This is a genomic window from uncultured Croceicoccus sp., from assembly GCF_947496385.1.
Classification (GTDB): domain Bacteria; phylum Pseudomonadota; class Alphaproteobacteria; order Sphingomonadales; family Sphingomonadaceae; genus Croceicoccus.
Genome location: NZ_CANMCP010000004.1, coordinates 275,857 through 297,166, shown reverse-complemented (window position 1 = coordinate 297,166; position 21,310 = coordinate 275,857). Strand labels below are relative to the sequence as shown.

The 21,310-nt window shown below is 65.5% G+C and carries 15 protein-coding genes and 2 pseudogenes; 10 read left to right on the top strand and 7 right to left on the bottom strand.

Translation table 11 applies throughout. The annotated features are described in order from the left end of the window. Positions 1–112 precede the first annotated feature (112 nt). Genes Q0897_RS09095 through Q0897_RS09080 form a run of 4 tightly spaced genes read left to right on the top strand, consistent with a single transcriptional unit; the run spans position 113 to position 3,620 of the window. On the top strand, positions 113–1,192 hold the full coding sequence (locus Q0897_RS09095; protein ID WP_299309107.1) for a phosphotransferase family protein: 1,080 nt from the start codon (positions 113–115) through the stop codon (positions 1,190–1,192). 35 nt (positions 1,193–1,227) lie between these two features. Next, the gene (locus Q0897_RS09090) at positions 1,228–1,992 is read left to right on the top strand and encodes an SDR family oxidoreductase (RefSeq protein WP_299309010.1); all 765 of its coding nucleotides are present in this window, start codon (positions 1,228–1,230) and stop codon (positions 1,990–1,992) included. Then, a complete protein-coding gene (locus tag Q0897_RS09085; RefSeq protein WP_299309008.1) occupies positions 1,989–2,804 on the top strand; it encodes an SDR family NAD(P)-dependent oxidoreductase in 816 nt (271 codons plus the stop codon). The genes Q0897_RS09090 and Q0897_RS09085 overlap by 4 nt, the downstream gene beginning before the upstream one ends. Positions 2,805–2,837: 33 nt before the next feature. Then, entirely contained in the window at positions 2,838–3,620 is a 783-nt protein-coding gene (locus Q0897_RS09080; protein WP_299309007.1) for a thioesterase family protein, read from the top strand. Positions 3,621–3,644: 24 nt separating this feature from the next. Here Q0897_RS09080 and Q0897_RS09075 read toward each other — a convergent pair. After that, positions 3,645–5,393, bottom strand: a pseudogene (locus Q0897_RS09075) (AMP-binding protein). 205 nt (positions 5,394–5,598) lie between these two features. On the opposite strand from Q0897_RS09075, the gene Q0897_RS09070 reads away from it, so the two are divergent. Genes Q0897_RS09070 through Q0897_RS09060 form a run of 3 tightly spaced genes read left to right on the top strand, consistent with a single transcriptional unit; the run spans position 5,599 to position 9,970 of the window. Beyond that, entirely contained in the window at positions 5,599–7,650 is a 2,052-nt protein-coding gene (locus tag Q0897_RS09070) for a 3-hydroxyacyl-CoA dehydrogenase NAD-binding domain-containing protein (protein ID WP_299309006.1), read from the top strand. Then, a complete protein-coding gene (locus Q0897_RS09065; protein WP_299309005.1) occupies positions 7,643–8,830 on the top strand; it encodes an acyl-CoA dehydrogenase family protein in 1,188 nt (395 codons plus the stop codon). The genes Q0897_RS09070 and Q0897_RS09065 overlap by 8 nt, the downstream gene beginning before the upstream one ends. A gap of 3 nt (positions 8,831–8,833) precedes the next feature. Continuing rightward, positions 8,834–9,970 (top strand): acyl-CoA dehydrogenase family protein, encoded by a 1,137-nt coding sequence (locus Q0897_RS09060; RefSeq protein WP_299309004.1) that lies wholly within the window; start codon positions 8,834–8,836, stop codon positions 9,968–9,970. Positions 9,971–10,073: 103 nt separating this feature from the next. Here Q0897_RS09060 and Q0897_RS09055 read toward each other — a convergent pair whose 3' ends face one another. The 4 genes from Q0897_RS09055 to Q0897_RS09040 are packed head-to-tail and all read right to left on the bottom strand — an operon-like array spanning position 10,074 to position 14,881. Next, positions 10,074–11,174, bottom strand: a complete 1,101-nt coding sequence (locus Q0897_RS09055; protein ID WP_299309003.1) for an acyl-CoA dehydrogenase family protein — start codon at positions 11,172–11,174, stop codon at positions 10,074–10,076. Between the two features lie 3 nt (positions 11,175–11,177). Continuing rightward, a complete protein-coding gene (locus Q0897_RS09050) occupies positions 11,178–12,374 on the bottom strand; it encodes an acyl-CoA dehydrogenase family protein (protein WP_299309002.1) in 1,197 nt (398 codons plus the stop codon). Positions 12,375–12,393: 19 nt separating this feature from the next. Beyond that, the gene (locus tag Q0897_RS09045) at positions 12,394–13,599 is read right to left on the bottom strand and encodes a thiolase family protein (protein ID WP_299309001.1); all 1,206 of its coding nucleotides are present in this window, start codon (positions 13,597–13,599) and stop codon (positions 12,394–12,396) included. A gap of 22 nt (positions 13,600–13,621) precedes the next feature. After that, on the bottom strand, positions 13,622–14,881 hold the full coding sequence (locus Q0897_RS09040) for an acyl-CoA dehydrogenase family protein (RefSeq protein ID WP_299309000.1): 1,260 nt from the start codon (positions 14,879–14,881) through the stop codon (positions 13,622–13,624). A 128-nt stretch (positions 14,882–15,009) separates the two neighbouring features. Here Q0897_RS09040 and Q0897_RS09035 point away from each other — a divergent pair, with 128 nt between their 5' ends. Both Q0897_RS09035 and Q0897_RS09030 read left to right on the top strand, forming a co-directional pair. Further along, positions 15,010–16,095, top strand: coding sequence for a Zn-dependent alcohol dehydrogenase (locus Q0897_RS09035; protein ID WP_299309105.1), 1,086 nt, complete (start codon positions 15,010–15,012; stop codon positions 16,093–16,095). 32 nt (positions 16,096–16,127) lie between these two features. After that, entirely contained in the window at positions 16,128–17,531 is a 1,404-nt protein-coding gene (locus Q0897_RS09030; protein WP_299308999.1) for an aldehyde dehydrogenase family protein, read from the top strand. Positions 17,532–17,549: 18 nt separating this feature from the next. On the opposite strand, the gene Q0897_RS09025 is transcribed toward Q0897_RS09030, so the two are convergent. After that, positions 17,550–18,638 carry a glutathione S-transferase family protein gene (locus Q0897_RS09025; RefSeq protein WP_299308997.1) on the bottom strand — a complete coding sequence of 363 codons (1,089 nt, stop codon included), beginning with the start codon at positions 18,636–18,638 and terminating at the stop codon, positions 17,550–17,552. Continuing rightward, entirely contained in the window at positions 18,635–19,543 is a 909-nt protein-coding gene (locus Q0897_RS09020; RefSeq protein WP_299308995.1) for an acyl-CoA thioesterase domain-containing protein, read from the bottom strand. The genes Q0897_RS09025 and Q0897_RS09020 overlap by 4 nt, the downstream gene beginning before the upstream one ends. A 232-nt stretch (positions 19,544–19,775) precedes the next feature. Between Q0897_RS09020 and Q0897_RS09015 the strand changes: the two are divergent. Continuing rightward, a pseudogene (locus Q0897_RS09015) lies at positions 19,776–20,366 on the top strand (Plug domain-containing protein); the annotation flags it as partial. Between the last annotated feature and the right edge of the window lie 944 nt (positions 20,367–21,310).

Here is a 21,310-nt window from a genome sequence, read left to right as displayed (position 1 = left end):
GCCCGATGCGGCGGACCATAATCGCGCGTACCGGGTTGCGTCCGTGCCCGATTTGAACATAGAGTATCCCCAAACAGATTAAGACGGGACAGAGGATGGGACGGTTTTGACCATGACGGACGACGGGCCAGACAACGGCGGCGATACGGGCGCGGACGCGGGCCGCGGTGCCGAACTCGACCAGGCGCGGCTGCAATCCTGGCTGAAGACGCATGTCGCCGGCTTTTCGCAGCTTTCCTCGATCACGAAATTCGCCGGCGGGCAATCGAACCCGACCTATCGCCTCGACACGCCGGAACGCCGCTACGTGCTGCGCCGCAAGCCGTTCGGCCCGCTGCTGCCGTCCGCCCATGCGGTGGAGCGGGAATACCGGTTGATCGGCGCGCTTTATCCCACCGACGTGCCGGTCGCGAAACCCTATGCGCTGTGCGAGGACGACGATGTCATCGGTTCGGCGTTCTATGTCATGGACATGGTGGAGGGGCGCACGTTCTGGCGCGGCGACCTGCCCGATTGCACGCCGCAGGAACGAGGGCCGATCTACCGCAGCATGATCGAGGCGCTCGCCACGCTGCACAATGTCGATCCGGTTGCGGTGGGGCTGGGCGATTACGGGGCGCCCGGCAATTATTTCGAACGGCAGGTGCGCCGCTGGACCAAGCAATATCGCGCCTCCCAGACGGACGAGATTGCGGAGGTCGAGCAGCTGATCGAATGGTTGCCGGCCACGCTTCCGCCGCAGGGGCGCACCGCGATCATCCACGGCGATTACCGCATCGACAACCTGATCTATGCACCCGACAGCGCCACGGTCCGCGCCATGCTCGACTGGGAATTGTCGACGCTGGGCGATCCGCTGGCCGATTTTGCCTATCTCGCGATGAACTGGGCGATGCCGCACGGGGACCGCGGGGCGCAGCTTGGCGGGCTCGATCTCGACGCGCTGGGCATTCCCTCGCTCGATACGGCAACGCGGATCTATTGCGAGCGGACGGGCATGACCGACGTGCCCGATCTCAACTGGTATTTCGCGTATAATCTGTTCCGCCTCGTCGGCATCGTGCAGGGTATCAAGAAGCGCATGATCGACGGCAATGCCTCCAGCGCCGAGGCCGAGCGGACCGTGGCCCGGCTCGTTCCGCTCGCGCAGCAGGCGTGGCGTTTCGCGCAGGCCGCCGGCGCCCGCGGCTGACGCCCTTTTTTCCCTATTCGCCAGGAGTTTACCCCATGTCCCTATTCGATCTCACCGGAAAAATCGCCGTCGTTACCGGATCCTCGCGCGGGATCGGTCGCGCCATCGCCGAGGAGATGGCCGCCCATGGCGCAAAAGTCGTCATCAGCAGCCGCAAGCAGGACGCGTGCGAGGATGTCGCCCGCGAAATCGACGAACGCCACGGCAAGGGCACCGCAATTCCCATCGCGGCGAGCATCTCGTCCAAGGATGCGTTGCAAGCCATGATGCACAAGGTGCGCAGCGATCTCGGCCCGGTCGACATCATGGTCTGCAACGCGGCGAGCAATCCCTATTACGGGTCGATGGACGGGATCGAGGATGACCAGTTCCGCAAGATCCTCGACAATAACGTGCTGTCGAACCACTGGCTGTGCCAGATGGCGCTCCCCGACATGCGCGCGAAGAAGGACGGCGCCATCGTCATCGTGTCGAGCATCGGGGGCCTGCGCGGGTCGGACACCATCGGCGCCTATAACGTGTCGAAGGCCGCGGATTTTCAGCTCGTCCGCAATTACGCGGTGGAAAACGGCAAGCATAACGTCCGGGTCAACGCGATCGCGCCCGGCGTGGTGAAGACCGATTTCGCCCGCGCCCTGTGGGAGGATGAAGAGGTGCACGACGCAACCGCCGCCCGCACGCCCATGCGCCGGCTCGGCGATCCGCGCGATATTGCGGGCGCGGCGATCTACCTTTCGTCGCAGGCGGGCGCGTGGATGACGGGGCAGATGATGGTCGTCGACGGCGGCATCACGATATGAGCGCGCGTCTCTCCGGCAAGGTCGCCATCGTCACCGGCGCGGCATCGGGCATCGGCCGGGCCAGCGCGATCCTGTTCGCGCGCGAGGGCGCATCGATCGTCGCCTTCGACCGGACCGAGGACGTCGCCGCGACCGTCGATACGATTCGCAGCGATGGCGGGCAGGCCGTGGCCGTGACGGGCGATGCGGCGTCGGAGGACGACATCGGTATCGCCATCGCCCGCGCGAAGGACGATTTTGGCGGGCTGGACATATTTTACGCCAATGCGGGGATCACCGGGGGCCCGCGCGGTGGTTTCTTCGATGCCAGTGCCGAAGACTGGATGGATGTGCTGCGCGTCAATGTGATCGGGCCGTTCCTGGCGGTGAAGCTTGCAGCGCCGGCGATTGCGGAGCGTGGCGGCGGGGCGATCGTGTGCACCGCGAGCGTCGCCGGCCTGCGATCGGGCGCGGGACCGGCGCAATATTCCGCGTCGAAGGCGGGCGTCATCAACCTGGTACAGACCGCGGCGCAGCAGCTCGCCGGGACGGGGGTGCGGATCAATGCGATCTGTCCCGGCCTTATCGAGACGGGCATGACGCGCAGCGCATATGAACAGGCGCGCGCGGCGGGCAAGGCGGACCGGATCGGCCAGCTCAACCCGTTGCAGCGCGGCGGCGAGCCGGAGGAAATCGCGCACACCGCGCTCTTCCTCGCCTCCGACGAGGCAAGCTATGTCCATGGGCAGGCGATTGCGGTTGACGGCGGGCTGTCCACCTCGCATCCCACCGCGCGGCGACCGGGCGGAAACAAGGGTGCGGCCGCCTGGTAACCGGCCTGTTGTACGAGAAAGAGTGACGCGACGATGCAAACCCCGAACCTGGCCCGGCTGCTCGACATGGCGCGGGACGATGCAGGCCGGCTCGCGATGGAGGTGCCCGATGGCTGGACGCAGGGGCGCACGGCCTATGGCGGGTTGAGCACGGCGGCGGCCTATTGCGCAGCACGGGCCGCAGCGCCCGACCTGCCCCCGTTGCGGAGCGTGCAGATCGCCTTTGCCGGCCCCATATCGGGCACCCTGCGCGCCGAGGCCAGCGTGCTGCGGCGCGGCCGGTCGAGCGCCTTCGTCACCGCCGATCTCCACAGCGGCGATACCACCGCATGGCATGGCACGTTCCTGTTCATGGCTGCGCGCGAATCGGCCGTGTCGTTCGCCCCCGCCCCCGCGCCGTCCGTCATTCCGCCCGAACAGGCACCCGCGTCAAAGAAGCAGCACGCCCCGCTTTTCACGCATAATTTCGACTATGCGGATGCCTCGCCGCGCGAAAACAATGGCGAGCCGGTGCTGCGCCACTGGGTACGGTTGCGGGATCGTGACGGGCTGGATCCGTTTGCCGAACTGCTCGCCGTCGGCGATGCCCTGCCGCCCGGGGCCGCAACGCTCATGCGCGAGCCGGGGCCCGTCTCTTCCGCGATGTGGACAGTTCATTTCCTGACGGCCGAACCGCGCAGCCGGGACGGCTGGTGGCTGCTCGAAACCCGGACCGGGCACGCGCAGGACGGCCTGTCCGCGCAATCCATGGCGATCTGGAACGCGGATGGCGAGGCGATCGCCACAGGCTCGCAAATGGTCAGCATCTTCGCCTGAGGCCCCGCCCCGGCATCGCGGCGTTCAGGCAAAGAGCCGTTTGAGTTCCGCCTTCAAAATCTTGCCATTGGCGTTGCGCGGCAGCGGTTCGCTCTGAAACAGCACGCGCACCGGCACCTTGAACCCGGCGAGCCGTTCGCGCACCCATTGCTGCAGCTCCGCCTCGCTCGCGGTGCGGCCCGGTGCGCAATGCACGACGGCGGCCGGCTGCTCGCCCAGCACCTTGTCCGGAATACCGACCAGCGCGGCATCGGTGACGGCGGGATGTTCGTAGAGGACGTTTTCCACCTCCGAGGAATAGATGTTCTCGCCCCCGCGGATGACGATGTCCTTCGCCCGGTCGACGATGGTGAGAAAGCCTTCCTCGTCCAGCCGGGCGATGTCGCCGGTCCGGACCCAACCATCGACAAAGGCCTCGGCCGTCTCCTCCGGCCGGTTCCAGTATCCTTTCACCACCTGCGGCCCCCGCACCCACAATTCGCCGACCGCGCCGGTGGGAAGGGGCGTCGCCGTGTCCACGTCCATGATTCTGAGGTCGGTCACGGGCATCGGCGGGCCGCAGCTTTCGGGGCGGTTCACGTAATCCTCCGCCCCGTGGAAGGTCACGGTCGCCGACGTCTCCGTCATGCCATATCCATTGCCCGGCAGCGATTTCAGATCGCCGCCGATGCGCCGCACCAGCTCCGGCGCGGATGGCGCCCCGCCATAGGAGATGAGTTCGAGCGAGGAGAGATCGTACTTTTCCCGGTCCGGGTGCTCGATGATCTGCCAGGCGATCGCGGGAACGCCGCCGGTCGTGTTGACCTTCTCCCGCTCGATCAGCGCGAGCGCCTTGCCGGCGTCCCATTTGCGCATCATGACGAGCCGGTTGCCCGCCATCAACGTCCCCATGAGCGAGGAATTGCAGGCCGTCACATGAAACAGCGGAATGACGAGCAGCCCCGTGCGCGCGGGCTTTTCCGCCGGAACCTCGCCCCGGCGCAGCGCCGAACGCTGCGATGCGAATGCGCCGGTCAGCGTGCAGGTCAATATGTTGCGGTGGGTGCCGAGCGCCCCTTTGGGCTTTCCCGTCGTTCCGCTGGTATAAAAAATCGTCGCGCCATCGTCGGGATCGGCATTTTCGTCCGGAAGATCGCGTTCGGGCAGGTCGCCATAGCCCGAAGCCGGCCCGATCCGCGATTCCAGCGGCGTCGTATCGTCGGCCATGGCGCGACCCTGCGCCCGCGCGACCCACACATCCCCCAATTCGGGAAGCTGCCCAAGAAACGGCGCGATATCGCACGACCGCCGATAATCGCAGATGAGCAGCTTCGCCCCCGAATCGGCGAGGCCATAGGCAAGCTCGCCCCCGGTCCACCACGCATTGAGCGGGACGGCGATGGCGCCGATGGCGGTCGCGGCAAAGAATGCGACGGGCCATTCGGGAAGGTTGCGCATGGCGATGGCGACGCGGTCGCCCTTGCCCACGCCTGCGTCGCGCAAGGCGAGCGCGAGCGCGCACACGGCCCGGAACCACCCGTCTTAGGTGACCCGGTCGTCTTCGTAGATGATGAATTCGCGGGTGCCGAACATGTCCCGCGCGCGCCGGGCCAGCGCGGCGAGCGTGCGCGGCTGATTCTTCCACGTGCGCAGCGGCCTGCCGCCGATCTCCACCTCTTCCATTTCGAAAAGGGCGCCGGGCGCGGTCAGCGCCGCCGTCGCCTCCGCAATGGTCATCGCGGGCCAGCCGGCCGCGCCGCCCGCCGCTTCGATCTGTGCCGATTGCGCATCCATGTCCCGATCCTTTTTGCAGGATTTCATAGTTCGGGTTTGCTGTTTTATCCCGAGCTTCGGCCTACAGGCTATGGCTGCGTCCGTTACGTTTCAAGTCAATTCTGCAAAGGGCACTTGATTTGCTCCGGCGTATGTTAGAATGTGAGGTATGCACCGCGCAGCCGCGCGCCAACGATAGATTCATAAATTTTCCCAAGGAGAGCCCATGTCCGCTGTATCCACCCGCATCGACGGCAATGTCCTGATCGTCACGAGTGACAACCCGCCGGTCAACGCACTGGGCGCCGCGGTCCGCCAAGGGTTGTCCGCCGCCATGGAACAGGCGCGCAATGACGACGCGGTCGCGGCGGTCGTGATCCGGTGCGACGGGCGCACGTTCCATGCCGGCGCCGACATCACCGAATTCGGCAAGCCGCCGGTCGAACCCGGCCTGCCGACCGTCATCGACACGATCGAGAGCTGCGCCAAGCCGGTCGTGGCGGCGATCCACGGCACCGCGCTGGGCGGCGGGCTGGAGGTGGCGCTGGGCTGCCATTACCGGATCGCGGCGAAATCGGCGAAGCTGGGCCTGCCGGAGGTGAAGCTCGGCCTGCTCCCCGGCGCGGGCGGAACGCAGCGTCTGCCCCGCGTGGTGGGGGTGGAGGCCGCGCTCGACATGATCGTGTCCGGCAATCCGATTTCCGCCACGAAGGCCGAAACGCTCGGCCTCGTCGACAGGCTCACCGATGCCGACACGCTGGAGGCGGACGCCATCGCCTTTGCCCGCGAGGTCGCCGACCGCGACAGCCACCCGGTGTCCAGCCGCCGTGACGACCGCATCCATGCCGCACCCGACGACGTGTTCGCGCAGTTCCGCCAGAAGAACGCCCGCAAGCTCAAAGGCTTCGACGCGCCCGAAGCGTGCATCCAGACGGTCGAGGCCGCGGTCGCGAAACCGTACGAGGAGGGCGTCAAGGTCGAGCGTGAATTGTTCATGAAACTGATGAACGGCACGCAATCGGCCGCGCTGCGCCACGTGTTCTTCGCCGAACGCGCGGCACAGAAGATCGACGACCTGCCCAACGATACCGAGATCCTGCCGATCAAAAAGGTCGGCATCATCGGCGCGGGCACCATGGGCGGCGGCATTGCGATGAATTTCCTGTCCGCGGGCATCCCCGTCACCATCGTCGAGATGAAGCAGGAGGCGCTCGACCGCGGGACCGGCATCATCCGCAAGAATTACGAGAACACGGCAAAGAAGGGCCGCATCACCGACGCGCAGGTCGAACAGGCGATGGGCCACCTGACCCCCTCGCTCAGCTATGACGATCTGGCCGATTGCGACCTCATTATCGAGGCGGTCTTCGAGCTGATGGAGATCAAGAAGGAGGTCTTCACCAAGCTCGATGCCATCGCGAAACCCGGCGCCATCCTCGCCAGCAACACCAGCTATCTCGACGTGAACGAGATCGCGGCATGCACCGGGCGCCCGGAATGGGTCATCGGCCTGCACTTCTTCTCGCCCGCGAACGTGATGAAGCTGCTCGAAATCGTGCGCGGGGACAAGACCGCGGCGAACGTGCTCGCCACCTCGATGAAGCTGGCCAAGACCATCGGCAAGGTCGCGGTCATTTCCGGCGTGTGCCACGGCTTCATCGGCAATCGCATGCTGTCCGCGCGGCAGGAACAGGCCAATGCCCTGCTCATGGAAGGGGCGCTGCCCGATCAGATCGACCGGGTACTGCTCGATTTCGGATTCCCGATGGGCCCGTTCCAGATGGGCGACCTGGCCGGGCTGGACCTCGGCTGGAAAAAGGAAACGTCGAGCAGTTCGACCGTGCGCGAAGTGCTGTGCGAACGGGGCCGCTGGGGACAAAAGACCGGCAAGGGCTTCTACGACTACGACGAGAAACGCCAGCGCACCCCGTCGGAGGAAGTCAACGCAATCGTCCGCGATTTCGCCCGCAAATCGGGCAAGGAACAGCGCGAGATTTCGGATGATGAAATCCGCGAGCGCCTGCTCTACCCCATGGTGAACGAAGGCGCGCTCATCCTCGAGGAAGGGATCGCGCAGCGGGCCTCCGACATCGATATGGTGTGGCTCTATGGCTATGGCTGGCCGTCCTATACCGGCGGGCCGATGTTCTGGGCCGATACGATCGGGCTGGATACCGTGGTCGCCGGCCTTGAAAAACACGGGGCTCGCATGCCGGGCCTCAAGCTGTCGCAGATGATGAAGGACAAGGCGGCGAAGGGGGAGCGTTTCAATGGCTGAGGCCGCGCTCGACGATTTTCGCCGCGAAACGCGCCGCTGGCTGGAGATGAACTGCCCGCCCGAAATGCGCACGCCGCCCAAAAGCGCCGACGATGTCGCATGGGGCGGGCGGCGGTTCGAACCCTCGTCGCAGGCGCAGGCCGACTGGCTGCGGATCATGGGCGAGCGCGGGTGGACCGTGCCCGACTGGCCGACCGAATATGGCGGCGGCGGCCTCGCCCCGGCGGAGGCCAAGGTGCTGAAACAGGAGATGGCCGCGCTTGGTTGCCGCACCCCGCTCTACAGCTTCGGCATTTCGATGCTTGGCCCCGCATTGCTGAAATACGGAACCGAAGCGCAGAAGAAGGAGCATCTGCCGAAAATCGCGCGCGGCGAAATCCGCTGGTGCCAGGGGTATAGCGAGCCGAACGCCGGCTCCGATCTCGCCAGCCTGGCCACGCGGGCGGAGGACAAGGGCGACCATTTCCTCGTCAACGGACAGAAGGTGTGGACCAGCTACGCGGACAAGGCGGACATGATCTTCTGCCTCGTGCGGACGGATACATCGTCGAAGCAGGGGGGCATTTCCTTCCTCCTGTTCGACATGGAATCGCCCGGTGTCTCGACCAAGCCGATCCTGCTGATCTCCGGCAATTCGCCGTTTTGCGAAACGTTCTTCGACGATGTGAAAGTCCCGAAGGAGAACGTCGTCGGCGAGATCAACAAGGGCTGGAACGTGGCGAAATATCTGCTCGGCCACGAACGGGAGATGATCTCCGGCATGGGGCTTCGCGCGAGCGAGCAATCGCTGCCCGAACGGGCGCTTGCCCATCTCGGCGCGGAGGCGGACGGTCGCCTCGACGATCCGATGCTGCGCGCACGGATCGCAGCATTCGAGGTCCGCGCCGCCGCGTTTCAGGCCATGTCGGAGCGGTTCATCGACATGCTGAAAGCCGGGAAGGCGGACCCGGCGCAACCCTCGATGATGAAATATTACGGCACCGAGCTCAACAAGGACCGCCACGAGCTGATGATGGCGGCGGGCGGCGCCGACGCGCTGGAATGGGACAGCGGGCGCAGCCATGGCGGCGTGGCCGCGCGAAGCTGGCTGCGCACGAAGGCCAATTCGATCGAGGGGGGCACCTCCGAGATTCAGCTCAACATCATTGCCAAGCGCATCTTGAACCTGCCGGGAGCCTGACCCATGCCGATGTACTGGAACGAAGATCAGGACATGCTCGCCGATAGCGCGCGCCCCTTCATCGCCGGGAACGCGCCGGTGTCGCACATGCGGGCCTTGCGCGATGCGGGCGATTCCCACGGGTTTTCGCCCGATGTCTGGCGGCAGTTCGCCGAGATGGGCTTTACCGGCATTCTGGCGGGTGAGGCCGATGACGGGCTCGGCCTCGGCCATGTCGAGGCGGGCATCGTGCTGGAGGAAATCGGCCGTAACCTTACGCCCTCACCGTTTCTTTCGACCGCGGTCGGCGCGGTGACCGCGTTGAACATGGCCGGCGACCATATCCGCCAACGCTGGATGCCGGGAATCGTCGCGGGCGAAAGCGTGGCGGCGCTCGCCTTTGAGGAAACGACGCGCCATCGCCCGCACCGCGTGGCCGCGACCGCGACGAAAAGCGGCAATGGCTTCCGCCTCGACGGGGCCAAGCAATTCGTCGCGCACGGTCATGTTGCGGACGTGCTGCTCGTCACGGCGCGCAGTTCGGGTGACGAAAGCGATCGCGACGGCATCACGCTGTTCGCCGTACCGCGCGACACCGATGGCGTGACGGCGGATGCCGACCGGCTTGCCGATGCGAGCATGGCGGCGCGCGTCATGTTCGATGGCGTGGAGGTCGATGGCGATGCGGTCGTGGGCGAGGTGGGGCGCGGGGCCGATGTGCTCGACCGCGTGCTCGGCGCCGTGCGCACGGGCGCGGCGGCGGAGCTTGTCGGCGTGGCCAACGGCGCCGCCGACATGACGACTGCCTATCTGCGCGAACGCAAGCAATTCGGGCAGATCATCGGCAGTTTCCAGGCGCTGCAACACCGGGCCGCGCATCTCTATTGCGAGATGGAGGTGGCGCGCGCCGCCGTGCTCAAGGCGCAGCAGGCGCTCGACGAGGGCGATCCGGAGGCGGAGCGGCATGTCCATGTCGCCAAGGCCATGGCCGGCAACAGCGCGGCGCTCGCGGTGCAGGAGGCGGTGCAGATGCACGGCGGCATCGGGATGACCGACGAATATGACGTCGGCTTCTACATGAAGCGGCAGCGTGTCCTGGCCGAAATGTTCGGCGATGCCGATTACCATGCAGACCGGCTCGCGCGCTTGTCGGGCTACTGACGCGATCCACACGAAAAACGGCCATGCTGCGGGGTCGAGAGAGCAGCATGGCCGATGAGGATGAATGGCGAAGGGGGCGAAGTCGGCCCCCTTCGTCGTTTTGTCAGGCCGCTTTCTGACCCAGTGCGATGAAGCGTTCCAGATGCTCGTCCTCGCCGCCGAGTTCGCTGCCGATCATGATCATGCGTTTTGCATAGTGTGAGAGCGGCAGTTCCCACGTCATGCCGATCCCGCCATGCAGTTGCAGCGCCTCTTCCGCTGCGAGCACGCCGGTCTTGCCGACCGTGTATTTCGCGGCCGATGCGGCACGGTCGCGCTTCACCGGGTCTTCGTGCAGCATGGCGGCGGCATTGATCGCCGCAGAGCGCGCCTGCTCGATTTCCAGAGCGACGGTCGCCATGCGATGCTGCAACGCCTGAAACTTGCCGATGGGGATGCCGAACTGCTTGCGCGTCTTCATGTAGTCGAGCGTGCTGGCGCGCAGCACGTCCATGACCGCCACCGCCTCCCACGACAGCGCGACCAGCCCCGCGGCGATCGCATCGTCGATGGCATCCTGCGCCGCGCCGGCCTCTCCGATCAGGCGCGCGGGCGCGTCCTTCATGGTAAGCTCGCCCGCCGATCCGCCATCGACGAGGGGGTAATCGCTGACCGTCACGCCATCGGCTCCCCGCTCGACGAGAAAGGTCGACAGGCCGCCATCGGTTTCCGCGGTGACGAGGATGACGTCCGCCCCGGCGAGATAGGGCACGACACCCTTCGCGCCGGACACCGTCCACCCCTCGCCTGCGCGGGTCGTACTTGCCGGATCGGCCATGACGCCCTCGCCATCGATGGCGGGTTCGTGCGCGAAGGTCACGATCGTCTCGCCCGAAATCAGCGATTCGATCACATCGGTTTCACCCGCGGCCTGCAGGACACGGCCCGCCATCAACGTGCCGAGGAACGGGCCGAGCGCGATCGCCCGGCCGATTTCGCCGAACACCGCGCCAATGTCGAACGCACCGCCGCCGTAACCGCCGGCATCCTCGGTGAACAATGCACCGATCACGCCCAGCTCGGCCAGGCCCGCCCACATGTCACGGGAAAACCCCTCCGCCGAGACGAGCGCCTTTTCGCGGGTTGAGAAATCGAAATTCGCCGACAGATATCGCCCGAGCGAATCGACCAGCATCTGCCGGTCCTGCCCAAGGGAAAAATCCATGGCTCAAAGCTCCAGAATAGATTTGCTGATGATCTCGCGCTGCACCTCGTTGGAGCCGCCGAAGATCGATAGCTTGCGATAGTTGAAATATTGCGCGGATACAGGCGCAGCAAATGCCGGGCCGACCGGTTCGCCGTTGAAGCCTTCCTCGAGCGCCTCGCCAATGAAGGGCTGCGCATAACGCCCGGCCGCGCGGCGCATGAGGTCGGAAATTTCCTGCCGGATCTCGGTCCCCCGGATTTTCAGCATAGAGCTTTCGGCCATCGGCGCCTTGCCCTGCCCTGCTTCGTAGAGGACGCGCAGGTTCGTCGTCTTCATGTTTTCAAGGTCGATTTCCAGCTTCGCCATGCGCGCGGCGAACATCGGATTTTCGGCGAGCGGCTTGCCATTGCGGGTCTGGCGCTGCGCAACCTCCTTCAACTGTTCGAAGGCGGCCATGCTCATGCCCACGCCCGCGATATTGGTGCGTTCGTAGGTCAGCAGATATTTCGCATAGGTCCAGCCCTTGTTCTCCTCGCCCACGAGATTTTCGACCGGCACCTTCACGTCGGTGAAGAAGACCTCGTTCACCTCCGCATCGCCGTCGAGCAGGCGGATCGGGCGCACCTCGATCCCCGGCGTCGCCATGTCGATGAGCAGGAAGGAGATGCCCTCCTGTTTCTTGCCCGAATTGTCGGTCCGCACGAGGCAGAAGATATGGTCCGCAAACTGCCCCAGCGTGGTCCAGGTCTTCTGTCCGTTGACGATGTAATGATCGCCCTCGCGCACGGCCTGCGTCTTGAGGCTGGCAAGGTCGGAGCCGGCGCCCGGCTCGCTATACCCCTGGCACCACCAGTCGGTCCCGTCGAGAATGCGCGGCAGCCAGTGATCCTTCTGCGCCTCGCTGCCATATTTGATGAGCACCGGGGCCAGCATCGACAGGCCGAAGGGCACGACGCGCGGCGAATGCGCCATCGCCGTTTCCACCTCGAAGATGAAACGCTGCGTCACGCTCCACCCCGTGCCACCGTGTTTTTCCGGCCAGTGCGGCGCGAGCCAGCCGCGTTCGTTGAGGATGGCGTGCCATTCCTCCATGTCCTGCTTGGTCAGATGCTTGCCGGTGCGCACCTTGTCGGAAAGCCGCGCGGGCAGTTTTTCCTTCAGAAATGCACGAACCTCCTCGCGGAAGGCTTCGTCTTCGGGGGTAAAGTTCAGATCCATCGCGGATATCCCATTTGGCTTAGATGATTTCGAAAAGTCCGGCGGCACCCATGCCACCCGCCACGCACATCGACACGACGACATGGCGCACGCCGCGCCGCCGCCCTTCGACAAGCGCATGGCCGACGAGCCTGCTCCCCGTCATGCCGAAGGGGTGGCCGATGGCGATCGCGCCCCCATCGACGTTGAGCCGTTCGGGATCGATGCCGAGCCTGTCGCGGCAATAGAGCGCCTGAGACGCGAAAGCCTCGTTGATTTCCCACAGGCCGATGTCGTCCACCGACAATCCCGCGCGTTCGAGCAGGCGCGGAATGGCAAAGACCGGGCCGATGCCCATTTCCTCCGGCCCGCAGCCCGCCGCCTGAAACCCGCGGAAGATGCCGAGAATGTCCTTGCCCTCGGCCTCGGCGGTGGCGCGGTCCATGACGATCTGCGCGCTGGCCCCGTCGGAAAGCTGGCTCGCATTGCCGGCCGTGACGTGGAGTCCCTCGGCAATGGTGTCGCCGCCCTTCCACACGGGTTTGAGAGCCGCCAGCGCCTCGACCGTGGTATCGGCGCGGATCCCCTCGTCATGGGTCAGCGTGACCTCCTCGTGCCCGGTGACGCTGCCGTCCTTGGCCCGGAGCACCTTCGTCGCCGTCATCGGCACGATTTCCTGCGCGAAGCGGCCCGCCTCGACGGCGGCGGCGGCGTGTTGCTGGCTCGTGGCGGCAAAACGGTCCTGCGCCTCGCGGTCGACGCCGTAACGTTCGGCGACAATTTCGGCCGTCTCGATCATCGCCATATAGGCATCGGGCTGCGCATCCAGCACGGTGCCCGAACGCCATGACGGATCCACCAGGCCGGGCTTCATCGTGGAGGATATGGATTCGCCCCCACCCGCGAGGATCACGTCGGCGTCATTCGCCATGATAGACCGCGCGGCCAGCGCCACGGTGGTCAGCCCGCTCGCGCATTTGCGGTCGAGCGTGAAGGCCGGAACGGTTTGCGGCAGGCCGGCGGTGAACGTGCTCATCCGCCCGATATTGTAGAACTGCGTCCCGTATTGATTACCGGTGCCGTAGAACACGTCGTCGATGCGGGCGGGGTCGATGCCGGCCCGCTCGACCACCGCGTTCATGACGTGCGCGGCGAGGACATCCGGGTTGGTATCGTTGAACGCGCCGCGATGCGCGCGCCCGATCGGCGTGCGTGCGGTGGCGACGATGGCGGCTTCGCGAACCATGGCGTGTACTCTCCCTTTGCGCTTACGGCTGCGGCTTTTTCTTCATGTCGGCGTATTTGCCGAATTCGGCGCGAGCGATGGCGCGGGCGTGCACCTCGTCCGGGCCGTCGGCAAAGCGCAGCGTGCGGATATTCGCCCACATGGACGCGAGCGGGAAATCGCCGCTCACCCCGGCGCCGCCATGCGCCTGTACCGCGTCGTCGATGATCGACAGCGCCATCGACGGGGCCTGCACCTTGATCATGGCGATCTCGTTGCGGGCGGCCTTGTTGCCGGCCTGGTCCATCATGTCGGCAGCCTTGAGGCAGAGCAGCCGGCTCATCTCGATATCGATGCGGGCGCGCGCGACGCGTTCCTCCCACACCGAATGTTCGGCGATGCGCTTGCCGAACGCGACCCGGTCGGTGAGCCTGCGGCACATCGCCTCCAGCGCGACCTCCGCCGCGCCGATGGTGCGCATGCAATGGTGGATGCGCCCGGGGCCGAGCCGGCCCTGCGCGATCTCGAACCCGCGCCCTTCGCCCAGCAGCATGTTGGTCGCCGGCACGCGCACATTTTCGAGCACGACCTCGCCATGGCCGTGCGGCGCATGGTCGTAGCCATAGACCGACAACATGCGTTCGATGGTCACGCCCTTGGCATCCATCGGCATCAGGATCATCGACTGGCTGCCATGGCGCGACCCGTCGGGATCGGACTTGCCCATGACGATGGCGAGATTACACCGCGGATCGCCGACGCCCGAGGACCACCATTTGCGCCCGTTGATGACATATTCATTGCCATCGCGAATGATGGAGGCATGGATGTTCGTCGCATCGGACGATGCCACCTGCGGTTCGGTCATCAGAAAGGCGGAGCGGATCTCGCCATTCATCAACGGGGCGAGCCAGCGGTCCTTCTGCTCCCGCGTGCCATAGCGCAGCAATACTTCCATGTTGCCCGTGTCGGGGGCGGAGCAGTTGAACACCTCCGACGACCAGGGCAGCCGCCCCATCTCTTCTGCACACAGCGCATATTCGAGATTGGTCAGCTGCTCCCCTTCGAAGGTGAAGCTGTCGTCGACATGGGCACGGCCCGCGCGCGGCGGCATGAACAGATTCCACAGCCCGGCGGCACGCGCCCTGGGCTTCAGCTCCTCGATCACGGGGATCGTCTTCCACGGATCGCCTTCGTCATGCTGCGCACGATAGTCGTCATTGCGCGGGCGAATCTCGCTCTCGATAAAATCCCGCACCCGGTCGCGAAATTCGCGCTGCCGGTCGCTCAGTGCAAAATCCAAGTGTTCCTCCCCGCCTTTTTGATGCGGCTTAACATACGCATTTTTCGATAAACGCAAAATCTCACGGAATTTGGCGCTTGGCAAGCGTTCCGGAATCTTTATTTTGCGAATCAACACAAAGGGAGAAGATCGTGAAAGCAGCCGTCATGCGCGCCGTGGGCGCCCCGCTCGAAATCGAGGATGTCGCCATTGCCAAGCCCGGCCCGCACGAGGTGCTCATCCGCACCCATGCGACGGACGTGTGCCATTCGGACCTGCATTTCCTGAAAGGGCATTACCCGACGAAACTGCCCACCGTGCTCGGGCATGAAAGCGCGGGCGTCGTCGAGCAGGTCGGGTCCGAGGTGCGGACGGTAAAGCCGGGCGACCATGTCGTGACCTGCCTCTCCGCCTTTTGCGGGCATTGCGAATATTGCGTGACCGGGCATCTGTCGCTGTGCGAGGAACCCGATGTCGCGCGCGGCAAGGGCGAGGCACCGCGCATCGCGAAGGGCGATGAGAACGTTGCACAATTCCTCAACCTGTCGGCCTTTGCCGAACAGATGCTGATCCACGAAAACGCCTGCGTCGCGATCCGGCCCGACATGCCGCTCGACCGCGCCGCGCTCATCGGGTGCGCGGTGGTGACGGGCTATGGCTCGGTCGTGCACACGGCCAAGGTGCGGCCGGGCGAAACGGTGGCCGTCATCGGCTGCGGCGGGATCGGGCTTTCCACCATCAATGCCGCCGCGCTGGCGGGCGCGGGGCGCGTCATCGCGGTCGATCGCGTCGCCGCGAAGGAAAGCATGGCGCGCGCATTCGGTGCGACCGATTTCGTCGATGCGTCCGATGGCGACACGGTGAAAAAGATCCGCGACATGACAAATGGCGGCGTGGATCACGCGCTCGAGGCGATCGGCCTGCCGGCCACGGCGGAGGATGCGTTCAAGATGCTGCGCCGCGCGGGCACGGCCACGATCATCGGCATGATCCCGGTGGGACAGAAGGTGACGCTCAACGGCTATGAATTTTTGCAGGAAAAAGTGATGCGCGGCTCCAACATGGGGTCCAACGTGTTCCCGGTCGACATTCCGCGGCTCGTCGATTTCTACATGCAGGGGAAGCTGAAGCTGGACGAGCTGATCTCCCGCCGGATCGGGCTTTCCGACATCGATTCCGCGTTCGAGGAAATGGAAACCGGCGCCATCGCGCGATCGGTCATCACGTTCGATTGAGCGGCGTGAACGCAACGGGAGAGGATATGACAATGGACGATTTCAAACTCCATATCGGCGGCGAATTCGTCGAGGGCGCGCGCAGCATCGACGTGATCAACCCCGCGACGGGGCAGGCGTTTGCCCGGTGCCCGGTCGCGGACGAGGCGCAGCTCGACGAGGCGGTCGCGGCGGCGCGATCCGCCTTTCCCGCATGGTCCGCCCTGTCGCAGGACGAGCGTGCGGCAATGCTGATGCAGATTGCCGACGCGATGCAGGAGCAGGCCGGCGAATTTTCCCGCCTGCTCACGACCGAGCAGGGCAAGCCGCTGGAACAGGCGGGGATGGAGATCATGGGCGCCGCCTTCACGTTGAAGGCGTTTGCCGCCATGCGGACGGAACCGCGCATCCTCAAGGATGACGGCAAGGCCCGCATTACCGAGATCCGCAGGCCGCTGGGCGTGGTGGCGGCGATCTGCCCGTGGAATTTCCCGGTGATGATGCTGGCGAACAAGATCGGCCCGGCGCTCGTTTCGGGCAATACGGTGGTGTTGAAGCCTGCGCCGACGACGCCGCTCACCGCGCTGAAATTCGCGGAGATTTGCGCCGATGTGCTGCCGGCGGGCGTCGTGAATGTCATCTGCGACGACAATGATCTGGGCGCGGCGCTCACCGCGCATCCGGGCGTGGACAAGATCGCGTTTACAGGCTCCACCGCCACGGGCCGCAAGGTGATGGAGGCGGCCGCCGCCTCGATCAAGCGGGTCACGCTGGAGCTAGGCGGGAACGATGCGGCCATCGTGCTCGACGATGCGGACCCCGTCGCCACCGCGCGCAAGGTGTTTCAGGGCGCGATGGCCAATGCAGGCCAGGTGTGCATCGCGGTCAAGCGGGCCTATGTCGCCGATGCGATCTACGATGCGTTCTGCGACGAGTTGGCCCGGCTTGCGAATGCGGCGGTGGTCGACGACGGCACGAAACAGGGCGCGCAGATGGGCCCGGTGCAGAACAAGGCGCAGTTCGAGAAGCTGAAACGACTGCTCGACGAAAGCCGCGACGAAGGCACGGTGATCGCCGGCGGCGCCGCGATCGAACGCGACGGATATTTCATCCAGCCCACCGTCATCCGCGATGTCGGCGACGATGCCCGCATCGTGCAGGAGGAACAGTTCGGCCCCGTGCTCCCCGTTTTGCGCTATGCCGATATCGAGGAGGTGCTGGCCCGGTCGAACGACACGCGCTTCGGGCTGGGCGGATCGGTGTGGGGCGGCGATGTCGAACGTGCGGCCAGCATTGCCGAGCGCGTCGAATCGGGCACGGTCTGGGTGAACCAGCATCTCGCGCTCAACCCCAAGGTGCCGTTCCGCGGTGCCAAGGAATCGGGCCTCGGCACTGAGCTGGGCGAGGAAGGCCTGCACGAATATACGCAGGCGAAGATCATCAACGTCGCGCTGTGACCGAGGTCGGGGCCGGGTTCAGCCGATCCGGCCCCACACCTCGATATTGCCGCGCCGTTCCACCCGCGCGGCGCGGCGCGTATCGAGCAGCGGCAGCAGCCCGTGCTCCGCGAACAGCGCCCGCACCGCATCGTCGGCGGCGCCTTCATCGCAAAGCCGCTGCCACACGAGGAACTGATACGGCTGCAACCCGGCCTCGAACGGGACGCCGCGAAAACGGGTCGTGACCGCCGCGATCGTGCGGTGGTGCGGCCGGTCCGCCACGGGCGCCCCTTCGGCAGGATCATGCGCCGCGACATGGGCGGCGAGCGCGGCGGCCTTGTCGACAAGCTCACCCACCATTTCCTGCGCCATCAGGTCGAGCAGCGGAAGCAGCGTATCCGGCACCGCGTCATCCGCCGCAAAGCCCGCAGGATAATCGCCGAATTCCGCCATGTCCGGCCCCGGCGCGTTCATGCGTTCGGTCCGGCGGAATACGTTCGGCGCGGTCGCCTGCATGATGGCGAGCGGCACCGGATCGCGCCCCAGATGCGCGAACATCGGCCCGAAAAGCCCGTAATCGCCGAGCGACGCCTGCCCGCCGAGGAGATAGGGATGCTGCGCGAAATGCGCGTCCAGAATGCGCAGCAGATCGGTCAGGCTTCGCTCGATTTCCGGGATCGTCGCCTCGGTCACGCCCAGCATCGGGAGATAGGACTGCATGCGCGCCATCACCTGTGTATCACCGGCAAACGCATGGGTGAGAAAGCGTTGTTGCGAAGCGAGATAGCTCCACCTGTAATGCATCGCATGCCGCACCAGCGTCACCACGGCGTAGAGATCGACGAGATGCGCGACCGCCCGTTGGCGGGGGCCGGGGGGCGTGGCCGAATGGCGGACCCCGGCCGATTCGAAATGGTCGATGATGTCGGCCGTATCCTGGATCACCGCGCCGTCCCCGGTTTCCAGCACGGGGATGATGACGCGCCCGATCTGCGGCACGATGTCGTTGCGGAACCGGGCGTCTGCCGGGCTGCGCTCGACGAACGGAATGCCGTTCTTGCGCAGATAGGCGCGCGCCTTGCCGGAATAGAGCGAGTGCGGCAGGCCGTAGAGGACATGGGTCATCGGGTGCTTTCCTTTTCCATACGCGCATCGGTTGGCCCGCGCGGACGCATCAGGCTTTCCTGCATCACGGTGGCGATCATGCGCCCGGATCCGTCGAAGATATGCCCCTGGTTCAATCCGCGTGCATGGCCCGCCCACGGGCTTTCGGTGAGGAAGACGAGCCAGTCGTTCATATCCGGCGTGTCATGGAACCATATCGTGTGGTCAAGGCTCGCCGACTGAATCGCGCCGCTGCCCGGGCGCACGCCATGCGGCAGCAATGCGGTGCGCAGAAACATCAGATCCGATGCGTAGGCGAGCAGCGCGCGCTGCATCACCGGGGAATGCTCGCCCCTTTCGCGCAGGCGCATCCACCATCCGCCGCGCGGAGACGCCTGGACCGCCCCGAACGTGGCCTCCGGGTCGAGCGGCACGAGTTCGATCGGCCTCTCCGTCAGGCGCGAGACCCAGCGTGCCGCGTCGCCCCTATCCCCCGCGATCCATGCGGAAAGCCGCCGCCGTGCCTGCTCCAGCGCGTCATGCGTGCGCGGCGGAGCGGCGTGCATCGGGCCATGCTCGGCCGCGTGGAAGGACACGATCGCGGTAAAGATCGCACCCGATGATTGCCGCGCGGTCACCTGCCGCGCGGCAAAGCTGCGCCCGTCGGACAGGTCGTTCACCGCGTAGGCAATCGGCTCGTCCACATCGCCCGCACGCAGGAAATGCGCGTGGACGGAATGGATCGCGCGCCGCCCGCTTACCGACGACCCGCTTTCCGACGCGCCGCTCTCGGCCATGGCGGCGGCTTGCATCGCCTGCGCCACGATATGCCCGCCAAAGACGCGCGGACCGATGCTCGGCCCGGAAGCGCCGGTGATGACCCCGTCGTCGCCGCGCCGAACGCGCAATATCTCGCCAAGATCCATGTCGCCCGCCCCCAATCACGCTGTGTTTTGCCCGCCGATCTAAACTTAGGGTATGCCCGGTAGGTCCGTTTCTGGTGCGGTCATGATGTAACACCCATTATTCGAACGCAAGCGTCGATAGGTTAACCGATTGGGGATAGAGCGCCTTCATCTCCATACCCTATCTTTGATAAAGCGGTTGGCAGCGGCCCCGAGTTCGACTACGCTCGCAACCAGAAATGATGTTCACGGTATGGTGGAACGCGAAAATGGCGGCGGCATGACCCTCCGCCCCGCGCCAGCCCCCGGAGACGCAATCGTTTCGGCGCAAGATCACGACCGGTCGAACCGGCGGACAATGGGAAGGACGATCATGAAGGCGAAGCAACGGATCCTGGTTTCCGCAATGCTGGGGGTTTCGGCCAGCACGATGATGGTGGCACAAGCCTCGGCGCAGGACGCCGACCCGGCGGTCATCGAGCCGGCGGCCGAGCCCGCCGATACGGCGTTCGAGCCGCAGACCACGATCGTCGTCACCGGCAGCTATATCCGCGGACAGGTCGAGGACGGCCCCCTCCCCGTGGACGTGTTCGGCGCAGAGGAGCTGGAGACGCGCGGCATCGACAGCCCGCTCGAATTCATCAAGACCTTGCCCTCGGTCGGCCCGGTGCTCGGCGATACGAACCAGTATGCCGCCGGACAGTCGCAGGGCGTCGGCTCGATCAACCTGCGCAGCCTGGGGCCGGAACGCACGCTGGTGCTGTTCAACGGGCGCCGTTTCGCGCCGCAGCCGGGCGAAGGGCTGTCCGATACCAACCTCATCCCGCTGTTCGCGCTGTCGCAGATCGAAATCCTGAAGGATGGCGCGGCATCGACCTATGGTTCGGATGCGATCGCCGGCGTCGCGAACTTCGTGACAAAGCGCAATTTCACGGGACTCGAACTCGACGCCGATTATCAGTTCATCGACGGATCGGACGGCAATTACCGGCTGAGTGCGCTGGCCGGCTTCGATTTCGGTGCCGCCAATATCATGATCGGCGCCGGATGGCAGCACCGCAGCGAGCTCGCCACGACCGAGCGCGATTTCACGCAGGTGCCCTATGCCGTCAATCCGACCGGCTATTCCTTCCTGTCCAATCCGGCGACCTATATCCCGAAACTCGGCCCGATCGGCCAGGGCGTCGCGGGACAGAGCCTGGGCCTTGGCGTCGACGGGCAATTGCTGAACGCGTGCTCCGCGCTTGGCGGGATCGAGGGGGGCTTCCCCACCGGGACCGCGGTGCTTCCGGTGTGCCGTTACAATTACGTCCCCTTCGCCAACCTGGTCGAGGAGGAAAACCGGTACCAGGTCTATGCGCAGATGGATGTCGACCTGTCGGACGACCTTGCCTTCTTCGCATCGGCGCTGTGGTCGCGCACCGAATTGCCCAGCATCGGCTATTCGCCGAGCTATCCGCCGACACAAGGTCCGCGCGGCCCCGGCAGCACGCAGGCGTTCTTCGTGCCGCGGTCGAACCCCGGCTTTCAGACGTTTCTTGACCAGACATTCCCCGAAGGCAGCCCGACCGCCTTTGCCGGCTATGCCTCGATCCTGCTCGGCCGGCCCTTCGCATTGGGCGGCAATCCGACCGATCCGCGCGGCTCCGGCTTTGGCCAGGCGAAGAGCGACGCCTATCGCATCTCCGCCGGGCTTGAGAAGGATTTCACGCCCGATTTCGCAGGCTCGCTCTACGGCACGTTCATCCGCAGCGAGCGCACCGCGTTCAGCCTCGATTTCCTCGGCGG